13 protein-coding genes are annotated in these 19,376 nt (G+C 33.3%); 2 read left to right on the top strand and 11 right to left on the bottom strand.

Translation table 11 applies throughout. The features are described from left to right. Positions 1-53: 53 nt before the first annotated feature. The 5 genes from OZP06_RS10365 to map form a co-directional block, all read right to left on the bottom strand. Entirely contained in the window at positions 54-1,304 is a 1,251-nt protein-coding gene (locus OZP06_RS10365) for a DUF5103 domain-containing protein (protein WP_281323684.1), read from the bottom strand. A gap of 91 nt (positions 1,305-1,395) precedes the next feature. Then, complete coding sequence (locus OZP06_RS10370) at positions 1,396-4,302, bottom strand: DEAD/DEAH box helicase (RefSeq protein ID WP_269221783.1); 2,907 nt, start codon at positions 4,300-4,302, stop codon at positions 1,396-1,398. Positions 4,303-4,419: 117 nt separating this feature from the next. Then, entirely contained in the window at positions 4,420-5,184 is a 765-nt protein-coding gene (locus OZP06_RS10375; protein ID WP_269221784.1) for a class I SAM-dependent methyltransferase, read from the bottom strand. Between the two features lie 18 nt (positions 5,185-5,202). Then, the gene (locus OZP06_RS10380) at positions 5,203-5,577 is read right to left on the bottom strand and encodes a GxxExxY protein (protein ID WP_281323685.1); all 375 of its coding nucleotides are present in this window, start codon (positions 5,575-5,577) and stop codon (positions 5,203-5,205) included. 119 nt (positions 5,578-5,696) lie between these two features. Beyond that, positions 5,697-6,515 carry a type I methionyl aminopeptidase gene (map, locus tag OZP06_RS10385; protein ID WP_269221785.1) on the bottom strand — a complete coding sequence of 273 codons (819 nt, stop codon included), beginning with the start codon at positions 6,513-6,515 and terminating at the stop codon, positions 5,697-5,699. Positions 6,516-6,885: 370 nt separating this feature from the next. Here map and OZP06_RS10390 point away from each other — a divergent pair, with 370 nt between their 5' ends. Next, on the top strand, positions 6,886-8,142 hold the full coding sequence (locus OZP06_RS10390; protein WP_281323686.1) for a DUF445 family protein: 1,257 nt from the start codon (positions 6,886-6,888) through the stop codon (positions 8,140-8,142). Positions 8,143-8,265: 123 nt separating this feature from the next. Here the strand turns inward: OZP06_RS10390 and OZP06_RS10395 are convergent, their stop codons facing one another. The 4 genes from OZP06_RS10395 to OZP06_RS10410 form a co-directional block, all read right to left on the bottom strand. Next, positions 8,266-9,675, bottom strand: coding sequence for a TolC family protein (locus tag OZP06_RS10395; protein ID WP_281323687.1), 1,410 nt, complete (start codon positions 9,673-9,675; stop codon positions 8,266-8,268). A gap of 260 nt (positions 9,676-9,935) precedes the next feature. Further along, positions 9,936-11,285, bottom strand: a complete 1,350-nt coding sequence (locus OZP06_RS10400; protein ID WP_281323688.1) for a biotin/lipoyl-binding protein — start codon at positions 11,283-11,285, stop codon at positions 9,936-9,938. A 4-nt stretch (positions 11,286-11,289) separates the two neighbouring features. After that, the gene (locus OZP06_RS10405; protein ID WP_269221791.1) at positions 11,290-12,948 is read right to left on the bottom strand and encodes an ATP-binding cassette domain-containing protein; all 1,659 of its coding nucleotides are present in this window, start codon (positions 12,946-12,948) and stop codon (positions 11,290-11,292) included. Between the two features lie 5 nt (positions 12,949-12,953). After that, complete coding sequence (locus OZP06_RS10410) at positions 12,954-13,628, bottom strand: TetR/AcrR family transcriptional regulator (RefSeq protein WP_281237948.1); 675 nt, start codon at positions 13,626-13,628, stop codon at positions 12,954-12,956. A 141-nt stretch (positions 13,629-13,769) separates the two neighbouring features. Here OZP06_RS10410 and OZP06_RS10415 point away from each other — a divergent pair, with 141 nt between their 5' ends. Continuing rightward, complete coding sequence (locus OZP06_RS10415; RefSeq protein WP_269221793.1) at positions 13,770-15,047, top strand: acetyl-CoA hydrolase/transferase C-terminal domain-containing protein; 1,278 nt, start codon at positions 13,770-13,772, stop codon at positions 15,045-15,047. Positions 15,048-15,128: 81 nt separating this feature from the next. On the opposite strand, the gene gpmI is transcribed toward OZP06_RS10415, so the two are convergent. Both gpmI and OZP06_RS10425 read right to left on the bottom strand, forming a co-directional pair. Next, entirely contained in the window at positions 15,129-16,646 is a 1,518-nt protein-coding gene (gpmI, locus tag OZP06_RS10420; RefSeq protein WP_281323689.1) for a 2,3-bisphosphoglycerate-independent phosphoglycerate mutase, read from the bottom strand. 247 nt (positions 16,647-16,893) lie between these two features. Next, a complete protein-coding gene (locus OZP06_RS10425) occupies positions 16,894-19,311 on the bottom strand; it encodes a DUF5916 domain-containing protein (protein ID WP_281323690.1) in 2,418 nt (805 codons plus the stop codon). Positions 19,312-19,376: the final 65 nt, after the last annotated feature.

Raw genomic sequence — 19,376 nt, forward strand, 5'->3', positions numbered from 1 at the left:
TCGACAAATTTACAAAAAAAATAAATAATCCTTTTAAAAATAAATAAAGTTTTCTAATTCGTAATATTAATTGAATTAGCAGATCCTTTTCCTATCACTCTTTCATAGCGATCTGTGTTTCCTTTGTAATATACTAGAACAGTATAATCGTTTTCGGTTTGGTAAAAATTCCCATCTATAGCATTTTCCTGATCAATATATCCTTTGTTGTTTGCGGTCAGATATTGAAAGTTAGTGAATCCTTGTTTGATTAAAATGGCTTTTTCGTAAAGTCCTTTTTCAGTATTGAAGTCCATTTTATATTCTGGTGACATACTGTAATTGTTAAACATGCCAACCACATAAATGGAAGATTCCGGGTTTGTCAATGGTGCCGATAAACTAAAATAGACCCATGAATAATCAGATTCTATTTGTTGGTTTTCTGCGTCATATTTTCTAACGGAGAAATTTCCGTTAAGATCTGAAAAATTTGTATATGGAAAACTCGATTTGTCATTATTGGTAAACAAATGGGTGTTGTAAATATCATTCTCTGAGTTGATGAAACTCACATAGTTGTTTGCATTTTTAATGTCTTTCGAATCAAAATTTAAAAATTCATTACCCGCCCAAAATTGTGTTTCTTGATCATATTTGTAAACGAAGTTACTGCTCAAGGTATATTGTGGGACAATGTTTTTTATCGCAGTGTTGAATTTCCCGTTTTGTAGCAAAAGAACTTTTAGGTTTTGCATCGGATTTTGAAAAAATAGTTGATCTCCAGGTTTGATTTCAAATTCTAAGTTGTGTTTTGAATAAATGTTTTTGACTGTTCGAGGGCGTTTTATTTTTACAGGAACAGATGCCAAATCCTCATACAAAATAAAATATCTTTTTAAAATTACTTCTTTGTCTGAATTTAATATAGTCAAGACATAATTGCCACTTAATACTATCTTGCTAAAGTTGTTGGGTAAGGTTAGATTATAATGAGTAAAAATTTGTAAAGTGTTGAAAGAATTAATGTATTCTTGAATTTTTTGGCTATCGAAACCTGATAAATATTCGCTTTTTGGAATGTCTGTTGGAACCCAATTGTAATCGCAATGGGTGATTTCGTAATAATAGTCGGCTTCATTGCCAAACAAATCATCAAATTGAAATTGAAAAGAGTCTCCAAGTTTAAATATGGGAACCACGTTTTGACTGTTTTGGACAAAAGAAGCTGTTTTGATATTGAATGGAGGTGCTATTTCAGTCTCGACTTGTGCTGAAGAATTGATGTAAAATAAAGAAAACAGTAAAACAGCAATTATTTTCATTGATAGCGATTTGTTCATGAATGGTAAATATACAAATTAACGGGAATTATAATGATATATTTGATAATAGCGAAATGGCAGATTCTATTTTTTACTCTAAAATAAAATCTAAATTCTCCTCAATTTCTGCACTCATGTAATTTTCATCCAAAAGTGAATCAGCTAATAGTTTTTTGCTTTCCTGCAAACGAATGATTTTTTCTTCAACGGTATTTTTGGTAATAAACCGAATCACATTTACCTTATTCAGTTGGCCAATTCGATGCGCACGACCAATTCCTTGTTTTTCCGAAAAAGGATTCCACCAAGGATCCAAAAAAACAACATAAGAAGCTTTGGTAATGTTGAGTCCAACGCCACCTGCTTTCAAAGAGATGAAAAATAACAATGGTTTTTCTTGTTCTTGAAAGCGATTAACTTGAAATTCTCGTTCTTTTAAAGGAGTTTTTCCAGTGAGTTCGCAAAAATCGATTTTGTTTTCTTTGCACCACGTTTTGTAAAAATTTAAATTGGACACAAACGAACTGAAAACAATCGTTTTTTGGTTGGATTGGACCAAAGTCTCGAGATAACGAGTTGCCGCAATGTATTTTCCCGAATCCATTTCGGATTTGGAATCAATCATTTTTGGGTGATTACTCAATTGTCTCAAGCGCATCAAGGTATTGATGATGTTGATTTTGTCTACTCCAGAACCATCCGTTTTTAATAGCGAGTTTCGTGCTTTCGATTTTTCCTCTTCATACAATTTCTCCTGTTCGGGCTCCATGTCACAATAGAAAATCTGTTCGGACAATTCTGGTAAGTCTTTTAAAACTTGTTCTTTGGTGCGTCTTAATATAAAAGGACTTATGAGATTTTTCAGTTCCAATAAACTGCTCTCATCCTGTTTTTTCTCGATCGGTAATTTATAATTTTCGGCAAAAAAGGAATAACTACCCATGATATTTGGATTGATAAATTGCATTTGAGACCATAAATCATCAAGAGAGTTTTCTATTGGAGTACCGCTCAACGATATTTTATGACTGGCTTTTATTTGATTAATCGACTTGAAAATTTTAGAATTCTTGTTTTTGATGTATTGACTTTCGTCCAAAATCAAATACCTGAAATTGTATTTTTCCAAAATCGTAATGTCTCTGGAAACGACCGCGTAACTCGTAAAAATCAAATCGTATTTTTCCAGTTTTTTAGAAAGCAGTTTTCGGTCGTTGCCAATGTATTGCACTCTTCGAAAATGCGGTGTGAATTTTCGAGCTTCGTTGTACCAATTAAAAACTAAGGACGAAGGCAGAACAATCAATGCTTTTAGGTATTCTTTAGGCGTAATAATTTCGTTTCCAAACAAATCAAGTTGAATGTTTTCGTTTTTTTCAAAATCCAATTGTTCTTGCACGGCAACAAGCATAGTCAAGGTTTGCAGTGTTTTTCCTAATCCCATATCATCAGCCAGACAAGCGCCTAAGCCATTGTTATAATGTTCCAAAAGCCATTTGACTCCTTCAATTTGGTAGGGTCTCAACGTTGCTTTTATCAAAGAGGAAGGTTGATATTCGACCTCTCCTTTTAAATGTATTGAATTTTTAAGTTCTGAAATTCCATCCAAAACAGCAAAATTGCTTTTAAGTAAAATAATATTTCCGTTTTGAACTTTTGCTAATTTCGCCATTGGTCCGTAAAGTGTCATCCATTCTATCGGAATCAAAAAATAATTGCCGTTTGGTAAAAGAAAGAGTCGGTTTCGGTTTTTTATATTCGGAACAATTTCAGCGAAGCTAAATTCAAATGCCTCGCAAACCACAATCATTTTGATGTCAAACCAATCGCTTTTGATGTCATTCGAAAATTGAATAGCCACTTTATGAGAGTCGATTTTCTTGCTGTCAATTTTTAAATCTTTAACTGAAAAACCAGAAGATTCGAGAATTTCTTGATTTTCAATTATCCATTGAATAGTGGTATAAGGGTCTTGTTTTTCTTCTTTTGGCGAAAGCCCAAACAAACCATTCTCTGTTTTGGATAAACCCAGTTCTGCCAATTTGTTTTCAAATATAGCTTCTTCACTTGTTCTTTTATATTGAATCAATTTGATTTCATCCAGATTGCGGGTGTCAATTTCGGAGTGGATTTTCTTGGTTTTGCTATTGTCAAAACTAAAACCGTCATAGTCGAATATAAGGTTCAGAGAGTAGGTGTTTTTGAAAAAATCGTGCGCCAACTCGAGCGAACAAGATTTTATTTTGTCCTTGAGTTCGACTGCAAATCCGGTGGCTTTTATATCTGCTTTTTTTGCCACATCCTTGATGAATTTTTCAAAGTATTCAGAAACCATTTTCGAAGGAATTTCGATGGTTTTCTTCTTCAAAAAAGGAATGATTTTTTTGGTGTTAATGTTTTTTAAAAGACGCAATTTATGGTAAGCAACTAGCCAGCCAGGTTCGTCCAAAAGTAGTGTGATGTCCGTGTTTGATGGGTAGAATGTCGTGGCTTCGTCTTTTAAAAGTAACGTATACGAAATTCCGTTTTCGTGTTTGTCAAATTCAAGACTGGTTTCTAATTTTGGATTAGTAGTGTCGATTCTGCTAATGCGAAAATCTTTTTCTTTTCCCAAATTCATTGAAAGTGGAAAATTATTTTGACAAACTAAAGTGTAGAACTGGTCTAGATTCGTTTTTATGAATTGCCGAATCCCAAATTCCAGTTTGCTGTCTTTGAACAAATCTTCCATATTTTTGGCTGATTTGCTATTTTTGCGGAATTTTTTGAAAATCACTTCGGGTTTGAGTGCTTCGCAAAGGGATAAAACTTTTTTTGTGTTTGTATCTAAATTTTCAACAATCACACCAAAACTTTGGAGTACCTCGGGACTCGCTTTCTTGTCTAAATAAGTTATAGCTTCTGTATGTCCTATAATATAAGTAGTTGGAATATGGCTGTTTAGCCTTTTCTCAAAACTAATATCAAAGCAGAACTGAAAGGAGTTTTTGGTTTCCAAATGTGATTATTTAAACACAGATTTCACAGATTTACACAGATTATTATCTAACCTAATGATATATCTGTGTAAATCTGTGAAATCTGTGTTGAATTTTTTAACTATCAATAATCGTGTTTATTTAAAACAAACTGGAATGATTTCTCCTTTTGCTAAACAATATTTTTCTACCAATTCGGGAGCTATTTTATTGGTGTAATCTTCTTCGACAACTGTAAAACCGATGCTTCTTAGTTTATCAAAATAATCTCGGCCATAAATACGTACGTGGTCGTATTGTCCAAATATTTTTGCACGTTCTTTTTGGTCTGTAATTGTGTCGTCTGCAAAGGTTACGTCTCTATTCAAATCTTGAGGGATTTGCAAAATAGCCATTCCACCAGGTTTCAAAACACGGTACAATTCTTGCATCGCTTTGGTGTCATCCGGAATGTGTTCCAATACGTGATTGCAAAGAATAACATCGTATTGATTGTCTTCAAAAGGCAAATTACAGATATCTGCTTTTACATCTGCCAAAGGAGAAAATAAGTCAGTTGTAGTGTAATCCAAATTTTTTTGTTTGCGGAACAATTTATAAAAAGCCTGTTCTGGCGCAAAATGCAATACTTTCTTTGGAGCCGTAAAAAAATCAGTTTGTTCGTTTAAATACAACCAAAGCAAGCGATGTCTTTCCAACGAAAGTGTACTTGGCGAAAGCACATTGTTGCGTTGTGTTTCGTACCCATAAGGCAAGAATGATTTGAAACTTTTCCCGTCAATAGGGTCTGTATATTTATCTCCTTTTAATGAAAAAGCGATAAAAGGACGTGCAACATAACTTAGTCGAATAAGAATGGGACGTGGGATTGTATTGAGTATAAGTTTAAACACAGATTTCACAGATTTTCACAGATTAATTTATAGTATGATTCGTTTGTATTTCAAGCTATCTTCTCCAAAATTTATTAGTAAACCAATTTTGTTTTTTGATGCTGCAAGGTAATTAAGCGTTTGTTTTATTTCACTACTTGAGAGTTCTTGAATTGCTTTTATTTCTAAAATTATTTCTTCAAAAATCACAAAATCTGAAAAATAATGATGAGGCAGAATTATGTCTTTGTATGTAATATTATATTTTTTTTCTCTTTCGAAAGGAATGCTATTTTTCCTAAACTCATATTCTAGTGCATCGCCATAAATTATTTCACTATGACCTTTGCCTAGAATTTTATGGACTTCCATGCAGATTCCAATTATTTTATACGTTTCTTCCTTTAGATGAAATTCTTCCATTTTTAATTCGTAGAAAAGATATTTGGCTTAGTTTTTATTAATTGCAATAATTTATTTAAGCGTTAGAAGATTTTATTTCAATATTATTTTAATCTGTGCAAATTTGTGAAATCTGTGTTTTAAATAACCAAAGGCACTTTTCTAAACTCATCTTCTTCATTGCTCACGATTCCCAATTCTTTGTAGATATAGGCAAAAGTCGATAAAATCTCAGGTTTCCCGTCTATAATGGCCACATCGTGTTCAAAATGTGCAGATGGTTTTCCGTCTGCAGTGGTGATTGTCCAACCGTCTTTGTGCTGTTTGATGTTTTTGGTTCCCATATTAATCATCGGCTCAATAGCAACGACCATTCCTTCAATCAAAAGTTTTCCACGGCCTTTTTTACCGTAGTTTGGCATTTCTGGATCTTCGTGCATTTTTTGACCAACACCGTGACCTACCAGTTCTCGAACAACACCATAACCATGTGCTTCCGTATATTTTTGGATTGCATTACCAACATCCTCCACACGGTTACCCACACGCAATTCGCGGATTCCAACGTATAGTGATTCTTTGGTTATGCGTAATAATTTTTTAGTTTCTTCAGCCACTTCTCCAATTTCAAAAGAGTAGGCGTGGTCTCCGTGGTAACCATTTTTGAAAGCACCACAATCTACCGAAATCACATCACCACTCTCTAATGGCGTATTGTTTGGAATTCCGTGCACCACTTGAGAGTTTGGACTCATACACAATGAATTTGGAAAACCATAAAGACCAAGAAAACTTGGTACAGCACCATGATCACGAATAAATTCTTCGGCTCTTTGGTCTAGATATAATGTGGTAACTCCTTCTTTTATTTCAGAAGCAATCATTCCTAATGTTTTTGATACGATCAACGCACTTTCGCGCATTAATTCTATTTCCTCAAGGGTTTTTTGAATAATCATATTTTCGAATTTTCAGTCTGCAAAAATACACTTTTAAAATTATTTTTTTTGTATTGGGTTTGTTTTAATTTTTAAGTTTAACCGCAATGCTCGCAAAGGAGGCGCAATGTCCGCAAAGCTTAGCGTTCTGATGGCTATGGGCAATGTGATTAAGTTAAGCTCTTATTATTCTCGCGAAGACGCAAAGACGCAAAGTGTGGGCCCTTTTTCTTTACGTCTTTGCGAGGGTTAGATTTAGAGAAAACCTAGCTAGAAATCCCTTAACCTTAATGACACTGAGCTATGGGGATTGCGGTATTCTTTGTGTACCTTGCGGTTAATTTTCAAAGTTTAGTTGCTTAAATTAGCTAAGAAATCAATTCGTTATATTATGAATGCATCCATAGAAGAAGAAGACAGTAAAAAAGAACAGGATTTGGCTAAAATGAAGAGAAATGCAGGTATTCTTTTGGGATTTGCTGTTGTTCTTTTTTTTGTAGCCAATGTCTATAAGATAAATTGGTTGAAAGCTTTCAGTGAAGCTGCAATGGTGGGTGGAATTGCGGATTGGTTCGCCGTCGTGGCTTTGTTCAGGCATCCGCTTGGAATCCCGATACCGCATACCGCTTTGATTCCGAGTAATAAAGATAAAATTGGAGAGAATCTGGGGAATTTTGTTTCAGATGAGTTTTTGACCAGAGAAAAATTGGAACTTAAAATCGATCAATTTAATGTAGCTGTAAAAGCTTCGGATTGGTTGATAGATAAAAAAAACGCTAATACTGTAGCGAATTTAATTGCTGAAAATGTAATTCCCGGTCTTTTAAAAACAATTGATGATGAAGAAGTGCAACGTTTTATACAAACGCAGTTTAGTGGTAAATTAAGTAAAGTAAATTTCGCAGAATGGATTGCTCTTGGTTTAGAATCATTAGCCAAAAGCGATAAACAAGAAGAATTGGTGACCAATGTTTTGAAAACACTAATTGTTGAATTGCAAAACAACAAACATGTGATTGAAGAAAAAGTAAAAAGCTCGACTCCTTTTCTTTCTTTTGGCTTAGCCGATAAAAAAATAACAGAAGGAATTTTTAATGGACTCTATAATTTTCTGGATCAGGCTAGTCATCAAGACAGTATTATTCGAAAAAAAGTAAACAACTATGTGGTGAATTTCATAATCGAGTTGAAAGAATCACCCGAAATGCAACAAAAGGTTAATGATTTGGTTCTTGGCTTTGCTAATAAAAAGGAAGTGCAGGATTATATTAGCGGAATTTGGTTGGAAATTAAAATGGCAATTACTAATGATTTAAAACAAAACGAGGAGTCAACAATCAAAAATAGTATTGCCAATATGATTCAGAGTTTTGGAAAAGGAATACAAGCCGATCAATTGATGATGGACAAGATTAATAATTTTATCAAAAATGATGTGCTGTCCGTGCTTATCAATAATAAAAAGATGATTGGTGAATTGATTTCTTCTACCGTTAAAAGTTGGGATACCGATGAGGTTTCCAAAAAATTAGAGCTAGAAATTGGTGGTGATTTGCAATACATTCGAATCAACGGAACACTTGTAGGCGGTTTGGTGGGGCTTTTGATTTATGCTGTTGAACTTGTGTTGCATAATTTTGTATTGTGATTCCGAATTGGTTTTCGTGCAAGTTTTTTTTAACCTTGTAGGTATTGTATTTGATTTGTAAACCTACAAGGTTAAAAAAACCTTGCAGGATTTAATAATGGCGAAATTGAATTTTTAAGTAAATCAATTCGGATTGGCCATGATTTTATACAATTCTGAGTTGGACGTATAAAATCTATTTTCTAATGCAATTTGAGAAAGTTGAGCGCTCACTAAACTATTTTCTCTCGAGTTAATAAGGAAGAGAGAACTTTCTCCTAGTGTAAATAATCGCTCTTCGGATGTTAACATAGTTTCATAATCAGTTACCAGTTTGCTAATTAATTTTTGCTGTTTTGTCAGTGACTGAATTTCTGTTTTTTGTGCACTTATTTTGTTTGTTAATTGTACTTTTTCTAAATCTCTCGTAAATTCAGTTTCTTGTATTTTGTATTGTGCTAGTTTCAAACCGCCTCTTTCTTTTCGAAGAAACAAAGGAAAATAAAAATCGACACCTACTTTGTAATTATCAGTACTATTGGGTTTAGTTGGATTGGGCTGCGCCAAATAGGAATATCCTAGATCAATTTTAGGCAAAAGCATGTTGGCTTTCATTTTTTTCTCTACCGTCAATAAATCAATTTTGCTCTGTAGTGCTTCGATTTTCGGATGGTTTATCAACGAAAATTCCTGATTGACCAAATCACTTATATTAAGTGTTTCCTGAATAGTTTGGTCCAGCTTTTTTTCAGGAATAATAATATCTGCCAATTCTAGTGGGATGTTGTTTTCTAACCATAGAAAGTTTGACAATTCTAGTTTTGCTTTTGTTAATTTTAATTTTGAATCTTCGAGCGCCAACAGTCTGTTTTTTACAACAATTCCTGCTTCAACACTGTCAATAGCTGGTTTGTCTCCTTGTTTGATTAAAGATTCAATTCCTTCATAGCGTTTTTGGGCATTGGTGCTGTAATTATCATAAAGCAAATATTCTTCGTAATTTTTCTTCCAATTGAAATACGCTACCGAAGCATCGTACAAAACGGCAATGGCTCCTAGTTTTTGCTCTGCTTGGCTTAATTTGACTTGAATTTTAGCTTTTTGCAAATCGGCCATCCTTTGATTAATCAGTAATCCTTGTCCAAGAGGAACACTAATTCCGAGCGAAGTCAATCCGTTGCTAGGAGTTTTGTTTTGCGGGTCAAGATAATAGCCTTCGTTTTCATCAAATCCTGCTTTTATGTCTATTCCGTACCAAGTTGGGATTTTGAAACTGCTGTTTAGTATCGAATAATATTCAGTGCCTTGAAACTGTTTTTTATTATAATTCAATTCCAATTTTGGATCAAATCCACCACGTGCCATCATCAGGTTAGCTTGCGCTTTGCTGATTTCTAAGTTGGCATTTTTTACCAATGGATGGTATTTTTTTACAAAACCCAAATACTCATTATAACTCATTTCTTTGAGATTTGGAGGTAATGTAGATTCGGTACTGGTCTGACTATAAATAGTTGTTCCTAATAATGTTAGTAGTAAAAGAAGGTGTTTCATCTCTTAGTTTTTATGATTCTACCAAGAATTGTGTGGGTAAGAAAAGAATAAAGAAAAATTTTTACCATTAAGAAATTAAGAAAAATTAAGTTTTCTAGGACTTAATGAACCTTAATAGCTTAATGGTGCAAAGAAAAATTAAATTTTTAATTTTTAAAACCCATACGATTTAGTGTAGAACTGTTTTTATTAATTTTTAATAGTCAGATAGAACTAGTAAATAACCATTTCTTTGTGCGAAATAGTACATACTTGTTTCGTTATTTTTTTTCTTTTGAAGGTTTCTCTTTTCCTTTGTAATAATTAGGAGGAAAACCGTTAAGTGTTCTCCAAAATTCAAACCAAACAGGTACATTGTTTAGTAATGCAATTGTTTGTGCGCCAGATCCTATGCTTAATTGTTTAGGCCATGGAGCCTCGTTTTTGTCTGGAGCAATTAGGATTCTGAATTTTCCATTGTCACTGATAAAGTTTTCTATAGCTACGACTTCACCACCAAAAGTTCCATAAGACATATCCGGCCATCCAGAAAATACAATTGTTGGCCAACCATCAAACCAAACCCTTACTTTTTCACCTCTTCTAATTAAAGGCAAATCAATTGGGTCTACAAAAGATTCTACAGCAATGTCATATTTTGCGGGCATAATTGTAGCAATTGGAGTTCCTTCTTTAATGTTTTCTCCAATTCCAGATTGCAAAGTTCTATTAATGTAACCACTTTGTGGTGCTTTGATATAATACATGCCATTTCGAATGCTGTAATTGGCGTATTGATTCTCTAATTTGCTTACTTGCGCTTCGGTATCGTATTGATTACTCATCGCTGTGTATTGATCACTTTGTGCTTTGGATGTTTTCTCAGAATACTCTGCTGATATTCGGTTGATTTCTACTTCGGTATTGATGAATTCATTTTTACTGGTATAAAATTTATTCTCTTGTGTGATGATTTTAGCTTCGACTTCCTGCAATTTTAAACGTTTTTCTTCAACATCAGACAACGCTTTTAATCCTTCTTTGTTTAATTGTAGGGAACGATTGAATTGGGTATTGGCAATTTTTAATTGTGTTTTTACCGCTTCAAGATCCATACTGTCGCTTTTTATTTTCAAACGCGCTTGTTTTATTTTGTTCTCAGCTTGTTTGAGTTTTAAGCCTTTTTCTCTTTCTATGGCTTGCATTTGTTTTGAAAGTGTTGCTACTTTTGAACCATAAGATTCCAAAGACTGTTTTTTTGCATCTACTTGGTTTTTTGTGTTTTTAACCAAATTCGGATCCATATAATCTTCTTTTATTTCTGAAATAAACAGAATGGTATCGCCTTTTTTCACATAATTCCCCTCTTGAACATACCATTTTTCTATTCGACCCGAAATAACAGATTGAATCGATTGGGGTCTTTGATTTGGTTTTAATGTTGTTACCGCACCAGATCCCGAAATGTTTTGAGTCCAAGGCAAGAAAAGTGCAATAATTCCTAAAATTGAAACGGTAAGAATTATTCTGTTCAAAATTTTATAATGAGGTCTGTTGCTCAAATTCTTCACTGTGGAATACTTTTCTAGAGCCTTATTATTTATTGTGTTTTTGTTGGATATATTTAACATATTCTTATTTTTTAATGTCTGATAGAATTGTTCCTTTTTGCATGGTAATTTCTCGAGTACATTTTGTAAGCCAATGAGGATTTTGAGAGGATACGATTACTGTCCATTTGTTTTTTTCAGAAGTTATAAAGTCAATGATTTCATTGGCAACTTTCACATCCATTTTATCAGTTGGTTCTTCATAAAATAAAATATTTGGTTTGTGAATTATACTTCTTGCTAATAATATTTTTTGAGCATTGGATGAGGAGAGCTCTTTACCTTCTGGGAAAATTTGAGTGTCGAGTCCTTCAGGTAATGTTTTTATAAACCCAGTAAGTTGTACAGCGTCTAATGCCCATTTTAAATCTTCCGTTTTGATGGTTTTGTCATTAAAAGTTATGTTTTCTAGAATTGTTCCTTCAAAAGGGGTTTCTCCTTGTATAATACTACCAATTCTAGAACGGTATTGTTTGATGTCTATTTTTCTAAAAGTGTCATCATTTATATAAAAGTTTCCAGAAGTTGGGTGCAAAAGGCCTGACAGAACTCTAATTAAGGTTGTTTTACCAGAACCATTTTCTCCATCGATTATAATTTTTTCTCCTGTATCTATTTTTAAGTTGATAGAATTTAATATTCCAAAGTTAGTTCCTGGAAATTGAAAATTCATATTTTCGGTTTCAAGACTGATATTGGTATAGCAACTTTTGTTTTCAACAGTAATATCTTCTTCTAATTCCATATCGGTGACTTGTCCAATTTTTTCTACTGCTGTCAATACATCATAAAAGGTTTCTAAACCAAGAATTATTTTTTCAACTGAATTTATTACCAATAAAATAATGATTTCTGCCGCAACAAATTGTCCAATATTCATTTCCTGGCTCAATACAAGATAACCTCCTATAATCAATAAACTGGCTGTGATAATTATTTTAAAAATGATAAGATGACTAAACTGTCTCTTGATGACATTAAAATGATTTTCACGACAGTATAAATAATCTTTTATAATTCCGTTGTTTTTTTCTAAAGCAAAATCATAGTTCAGTTCGTTTCTAAAACTGAAATTATTTCGTGCAATTTCTTGAATCCAACCTGCTGTTTTGTATTTGTTTTTAGAGGTTTTCAGGCTGGTTTTAATTCCTTCACTATATGAAAATTTAAAAATAATAAATAAAAGCACCAATAATAAGAGTCCGAATACAATAAAGAAGGGATGGTATAAAGACAATAATACTACACCAAAAACGATTTGTAATATAGCAGCCGAAAAATCTACTAATAGTTTTGAAGTTCCTTTTTGTATCGTTAATGTGTCAAAAAAGCGGTTGGCTAATTCGGGAGGATATTGGCCATAAAGTTCTCTAAATTCTATTTTTGGCAATCTGGAAGCAAATTCGAAAGACGAACGCACAAACATTTTTTGTTGCAAATTTTCGGTAATACGCAACTGCATTAATGATAATATCCCGACAAGGGCAACTCCTATCACAACTAAAATAACCAAAACAATCCAAGATGCGCTTACTCGACCAGATTGAATAAAGTTGACAATCGCTTGAATGCCCAAAGGAAGGGATAAACTCACTATACCAGCAAAAATAGCATAGAAAAAGATTTGCGAAACGTCTTTTTTGTCTAATTCCAAAAGTCTAAACAGTCTTTTTAATGAAGTCATATTTTTTATTTTTTAAGTATTTTTTCGATTAAATCGAAATAAAAAAGGGTTGGGCTTGTATTTTGATTGCAATCCGTAATAGATTGCATGTGATCTTTTAGATAGTGTTGATGTAAAGCTCCTTCAACAATGCTGGAAGCTAAACTTTTTGCATATAAATATTCTGGTTTTACTTCATTTATAAAAGTGGTTAATCTATTGATGACTCTGATGTAAATGGTATAAAAGCCTTCTTTGATTTCCTGATCTACTTCTTTGGTGTGAAAAGTTTTAGTGAACTCTGCAATTATGATTTTGTTTAATATCGATTCGTTAATGTGTAATGTTTTTTGATCATCTTCTACTTTTTCAGTGACTATCGATATTGCTTTTTTTAATTTCTCCCATGAATCAGAATGATTTGATATGGCAAATACTAATCGATACTCCATCCAGCTCCAATACCATGAAGATAAATATACTAATAATTTGTGTTTGTTTTCAAAATAACGATAGATAGAACTTTCGTTTGAGCCTATTTTTTCTCCTAATTTTTTAAAGGTAAAATCATCAAAGCCTATACAATCAATTAAAATAATACTTTCTTGAATGATTTTCTTGCCTAATATAGAAGTTTCAGGGTCCTTTACATACAGTTTGTCGTTGATTTGGATTTTGATGTTTGAAAGAATTTGATCCATGTTGAAATAATTTATTGCAAATATAATAGTAATACTTTTAATTATGAAATATTAACTTTTATTTGGGTTTTTTGAAATATGAGCGTTGTCATATTTTATTTTCTCCAATTGTTTTACTTTTGTTATAAATATAACATTTTTATGGAAAAATATGTAACTGCTGAAGAAGCCGTAAAAGTTGTGAAATCGGGAGATAGAGTTTACCTTCAAGCCGCCGGGGCTGCTCCAACGATTCTTGCCAATGCCCTAACCGAGAGAGCTTCAGAATTACGAAATGTTGAAATTTGTCATCTGCATACGGAAGGTGAAGCACGCTATGCTAATCCAGAATTAGCGGATAGTTTTCATGTGAATTCTTTTTTTATTGGTTCAAATGTTCGTCATACTTTAAAAGCAGGAAATGGTTCTTATACACCTGTTTTTTTGAGTGAGTTACCTCGTTTGTTTCGAAAAAATGTATTGCCATTGGATGTTGCTTTTATTCATGTATCTCCTCCAGATAGTCATGGATATTGTTCACTTGGGGTTTCTGTTGAAGCTTCGGTAGCTGCGATTGAAAACGCAAAAATTGTTATTGCACAGGTAAATCCTCAAATGCCAAGGACTTTTGGAGATGGAATTCTTCATGTTTCTGAAATAAATTATTTGGTAAATGTAGATGTGCCTATTTATTCTCATGAAGTAGAGCCTTTTACGACCGAAGAGGATAAAATAGGGAATTATATTGCCTCTTTGATTGAAGATCGAAGTACGCTACAAATGGGTATTGGATCGATTCCAAATGCCGCTTTAAGCAAATTGGGTAATCATAAAGATTTAGGTTTACATACCGAAATGTTTTCGGATGGTGTAATCGATTTAATTGAAAGTAATGTGATCAATTGCAATTATAAAGGCTCATTAAGAGGGAAAGTATTGTCGACTTTTGTTCTGGGATCCAAACGTTTGTATGACTTTGTAGATGATAATCCTTTTATCGAGTTACGAGAATCTTCAACGGTGAATGATACTGCTCGAATCCGAAAAAACCCCAAAATGATTGCCATCAATTCGGCTATTGAGGTCGATTTAACCGGCCAAGTTTGTGCAGATTCTATTGGGCCAAGAATGTATTCTGGTGTAGGTGGTCAAATGGATTTTATACGTGGAGCTTCCTTAAGTGATGGTGGAAAAGCGATAATTGCTTTGCCATCAACCACAAAAAATGGTCAAAGTCGTATTGTTCCTTTCTTGAAACAGGGTGCTGGAGTGGTAACCACTCGAGGGCATATTCATTATGTTATTACTGAAAACGGTATTGCAGATTTATATGGGAAAACGTTAAGACAACGTGCTTCAGAAATGGTACGAATTGCACATCCCAATCATCAAGAAAGTGTTGAAAGAGAATATTTTGAATTGCTCAACAAAATGGAATAAAAAAGTGAGCATAAACTAATTTACGCCCACTTTTTGAAATGTTTAAACATAAAAAAAGCGCCAATTGGCGCTTTTTATTTATTATAGTAAAGAATGACAAGTCATTGCAGCTGGTTGCTCGATTCCCATCAAAGCAAGAACAGTTGGAGCAATATCACCTAAAACTCCATCATGAATGGTTTTTAAGTCTTTGTCAACAAGTATGATTGGCACTGGATTTGTGGTATGAGCTGTATTTGGAGTACCGTCAGGATTGATCATTGTTTCACAGTTACCATGGTCTGCAATAATAATTGTGGTATAATCATTGGCAAGAGCCGCTTCAACAACTTCTTTCACACATGCATCTACTGCTTCACAAGCTTTTATGGCTGCACTCATAACTCCTGTATGACCTACCATGTCACCATTTGCAAAATTCAAGCAAACAAAATCAACTTCTCCTTTGTTTAATTCAGGAACCAAAGCATCTTTCAATTCATAAGCGCTCATTTCTGGTTGCAAATCGTAAGTTGCTACTTTTGGAGAATTTCTCAAGATTCTGGTTTCACCTTCAAAAGGAGTTTCTTGCCCCCCTGAAAAGAAAAAGGTTACGTGAGGGTATTTTTCGGTTTCGGCGATACGAATTTGTTTTTTGTTGGCTTTTTCTAAAACTTCACCCAATGTTTCTGTGATGTTGTCTTTGTTATAGACCACTTTTACATTTTCATAAGTTTCATCATAATTGGTTAGCGTTACATAGTACAATTTCAATTTGTGCATGTTTTGCTCGTGGAAATCTTTTTGCGAAAGCGCTTCGGTCAATTCACGTCCTCTGTCGGTTCTAAAGTTAAAGAAAATAACCACGTCATCTTCTTTAATAGTTGCAAGAGGTTGGTCTTTTTCATCCACCATAATAATTGGGTGAATAAATTCGTCAGTGACATCATTCTTGTAACTTTCTTTTATACTGGCTACAGCATCTGTTGAATGAGTTCCAGTTCCATTAACTACAGCATCATAGGCAAGTTTTACTCTTTCCCAACGTTTATCTCTGTCCATTGCATAATAACGGCCAGTAATTGAAGCTAATTTTACAGTTGTGTTCGCAATATATTCTTCTAAATCTTTTACATATTTTTTTCCCGATTTTGGATCTACATCACGACCGTCTGTAAAAGCATGTACAAACACATTGTCTAATCCATAATCTTGTGTAGCATCTATTAAACCTCTCAAGTGTGAAGTATGAGAGTGTACACCACCATCAGAAAGTAAACCTAAAAAGTGTATTTTTTTGTTATTGCTTTTGGCGTATTCGAAAGCATCAAGTAAAACTTGTTCTTTTACCAAAGTTTTGTGCTCTACGGCAAGATTGATTTTGGCCAAATCTTGGTAAACAATTCTTCCAGCTCCAAGGTTCATATGTCCTACTTCGCTGTTTCCCATTTGCCCTTCCGGAAGACCAACATGTAAACCATCAGTCCTAAGTTGTGCGCTTGGGTATTTTGTATAGAGACTATTTATAAACGGAACATTTGCATTATCAATTGCAGAAACTTTCGGGTCAGGAGATTTTCCCCAACCGTCTAAAATCATTAAAATTACTTTTTTGTTCATAGCATTAAATTTTTTGTAAAGATAAGGCTTTCGCAAAAAATATAAAGAAGTCAAAACTACTATTATACATAAAAAAGAGAAGTGCAACAAATACTTAAAAATGTGTTGAAAAAAGTCTTTTTTTCTTTATTAAATGCAAAAAAAAATCTTCGAAAACCATGTAGGAATAACAGGGTTTTTTGAAGATATTTTTGTCGTTTAAAAGGATATCTCTTTAAAGAATCGTATTTGTCTTTAGTAATTGATTTTATAATATATTCTTCACTTGATTATAGTCTATAAAATATTTTACACTAATGGATAATACATGACTTAAATCTTTATTGTTGAGTAGGCTAGTATAGTTGTTTCCAAAATCTTTATTGATCAAATTATCATATTTTGCGGCATTGCTTCTGTATAAAAGCGTCAATTGACTGCCTGGAGCAAACCACCAATTGTATGAAACATCAAGATTCCAAGTATTCAGATTTTGGTTTTTATTTTCTGTATAACCATTATAATCGCTCAGTCTACCATTGTTTTCTAATTTTAGAAAGTTTTTATTTTCAGTATACGACCAATAGTATCTGGCAGATAAATCAAAATTCATTTTGCTGTTTAAAGAGTATTTTCCGTTTAGACTATTGGTGTAATTGATTGCATTTCGATTAGCATAAAGTATAGTTTCGGCAGGCAGAGCATCATTATTATCACTACTATCAACATAACCTTTGTTGTTGTTTTGACGGAAAAAGTTGAATTCATAGTTTAACGATAGATGGTCATTGAAACGGTATCTTGGACTTAAATAAAATCCATATGACATTCTTTTGGATTCATTTAATATTGCAATGGAAGGGTTTATGTCAAATGCGAATTTGTTATTGTAATTTGTTGAAATCGAAAGCCAACCTCCCAAACGTGTGGGATCAATGTTGAATCGACCATTCGATCTTGGTTCATAATAGTTATAAGTTTCTACTGGACGATAATTCATTCCAAATCCAATATAATGATTCTTTTTTGTAGAGGAATTTATGTTTAGATTGATTTCATCGGCTTGTACTTTACCAGTTTCTTTCTGGAATTGAGTGTAAACGTTAATATGAGAATTGAAGGTGTTAAATGTTTTTGTTGGATTTAGAATACGATAACTGGTGTTTCCGTAAAAAGCATAATAATTGGTCTCAAAATTAATTCCTAAGTCATTACTGTCAAAATCTTTAGAGACCAAATTGGTTCCTACATTATAGCGGTATTTGCCACTCGTTTCTGCAAAATTCAAAGTGGTATTGATTCCGTCTTTTTTGCTTTCTATAATGTTTACAAGACTGTATTCAAAATTTCCGTTTAGATTATAGGTGTTTTTTACAGTGTTTAAATCCCAAACCAAAGCAGAAACATTACCGTCTCTAAAAGAACCATTTCTAGTTACATTAGTGTTTATTAAAGTCATCGATGAGTTTTTGTGAAAACGTTGATCAAAAACCAATACATTGTAATTGGTTAAAGGTTCTACTAAAACACGCTTTATTTCTTGAGTGTCATTGTTTTTGATAGTAGCGTACGTTTTTTGGGTAATAGCGTTGAGAAAGCCAATTCCTAAACCGCCTTTTGTTCTCCCTGAAATTTTAGTAGCATTATAGAGGTCTACACTTGCAGGATTATCAATTAGTTCTTCATTTTTTTCTTTCTTTGGATGTAAGGAAGGCGGACCTCCAATTCTTCTGGAATAAAATAGATTTCCTTTGCTAAATAGATCCGTCCCTTCGGTAAAAAAGGCTCTGTTCTCGTTGAATTGCTGTTCGAATGGACTTAAATTTAATATTCGATCATCGTATTTGGTCTGGCCAAAATCTGGGATCAGCATAGCGTCAAGTGTGAAGGCATCATTTATACCATATTTAATATCTAAACCTCCTTTTAATTCTCCATAAGTTTTTCGGTCAGCATTGGCATAGGTGTAAAAGGAAGCATAGGGTAAAAAGAAAAGTCGAGTAGGAGTTTTAATATTTTCAATACCTTCAACAATTCCGTTTTGTTGGGTGAATGTTCCAATTTTTGAGTCTATGAAATTCCAAGAATACTTAGCACGATCTCTTCTTATTTCTCTAAAAAAGTTGACACCCCAAGTTTGTTTGGTCTCACTAGAAAAACGTAAAGCAGCATAAGGGATTTTCATTTCGACTATCCAACCAAAATCAGTTAGAACTGTTTTGCTATCCCAAACAGCATCCCATGAATAGTCTTCACCATTAGAATCGGTTGCTAAACAATCTGCTTGACCGTCTGCTGCATTTACAAAAAACTGAAAATTTTGCTGACCATCATTATAGCCATTCACGAATACACCAAAAAAATCGGCGGTTCCAAAATCGTCTCTTTTGCTAATTTCCTTTAATATTTTGTTGGGTTCATTGTCATAGAGTAATGCGCCAATATATATGGCCTCGTTATCATAGAGTACACGAACTTCTGTTCTTTTATTTTCGTCTACTTTTTTTCCATTATCAGGTTGAAACATAACAAAGTCTGTAGCAATTGGGACAGATTGCCAAATGGCTTCATCTAACTTTCCGTCCAAAGTGATTTTTTCGGAAATAAATTTTGTTTGTAATGATTTTTTTTGTCCGTATCCTAAAGCAAAAAACAAAAGAAAAAAAACGAAATACTTATTTTTCATAAAAACGATAGTTTGTGTAATCAAAGTTTTTAAATCTCCTATTTCAGTTTCGAAATACGAGAATT

The sequence above is a fragment of the Flavobacterium sp. IMCC34518 genome, from assembly GCF_027111095.2.
In the GTDB taxonomy this organism is placed as follows: domain Bacteria; phylum Bacteroidota; class Bacteroidia; order Flavobacteriales; family Flavobacteriaceae; genus Flavobacterium; species Flavobacterium praedii.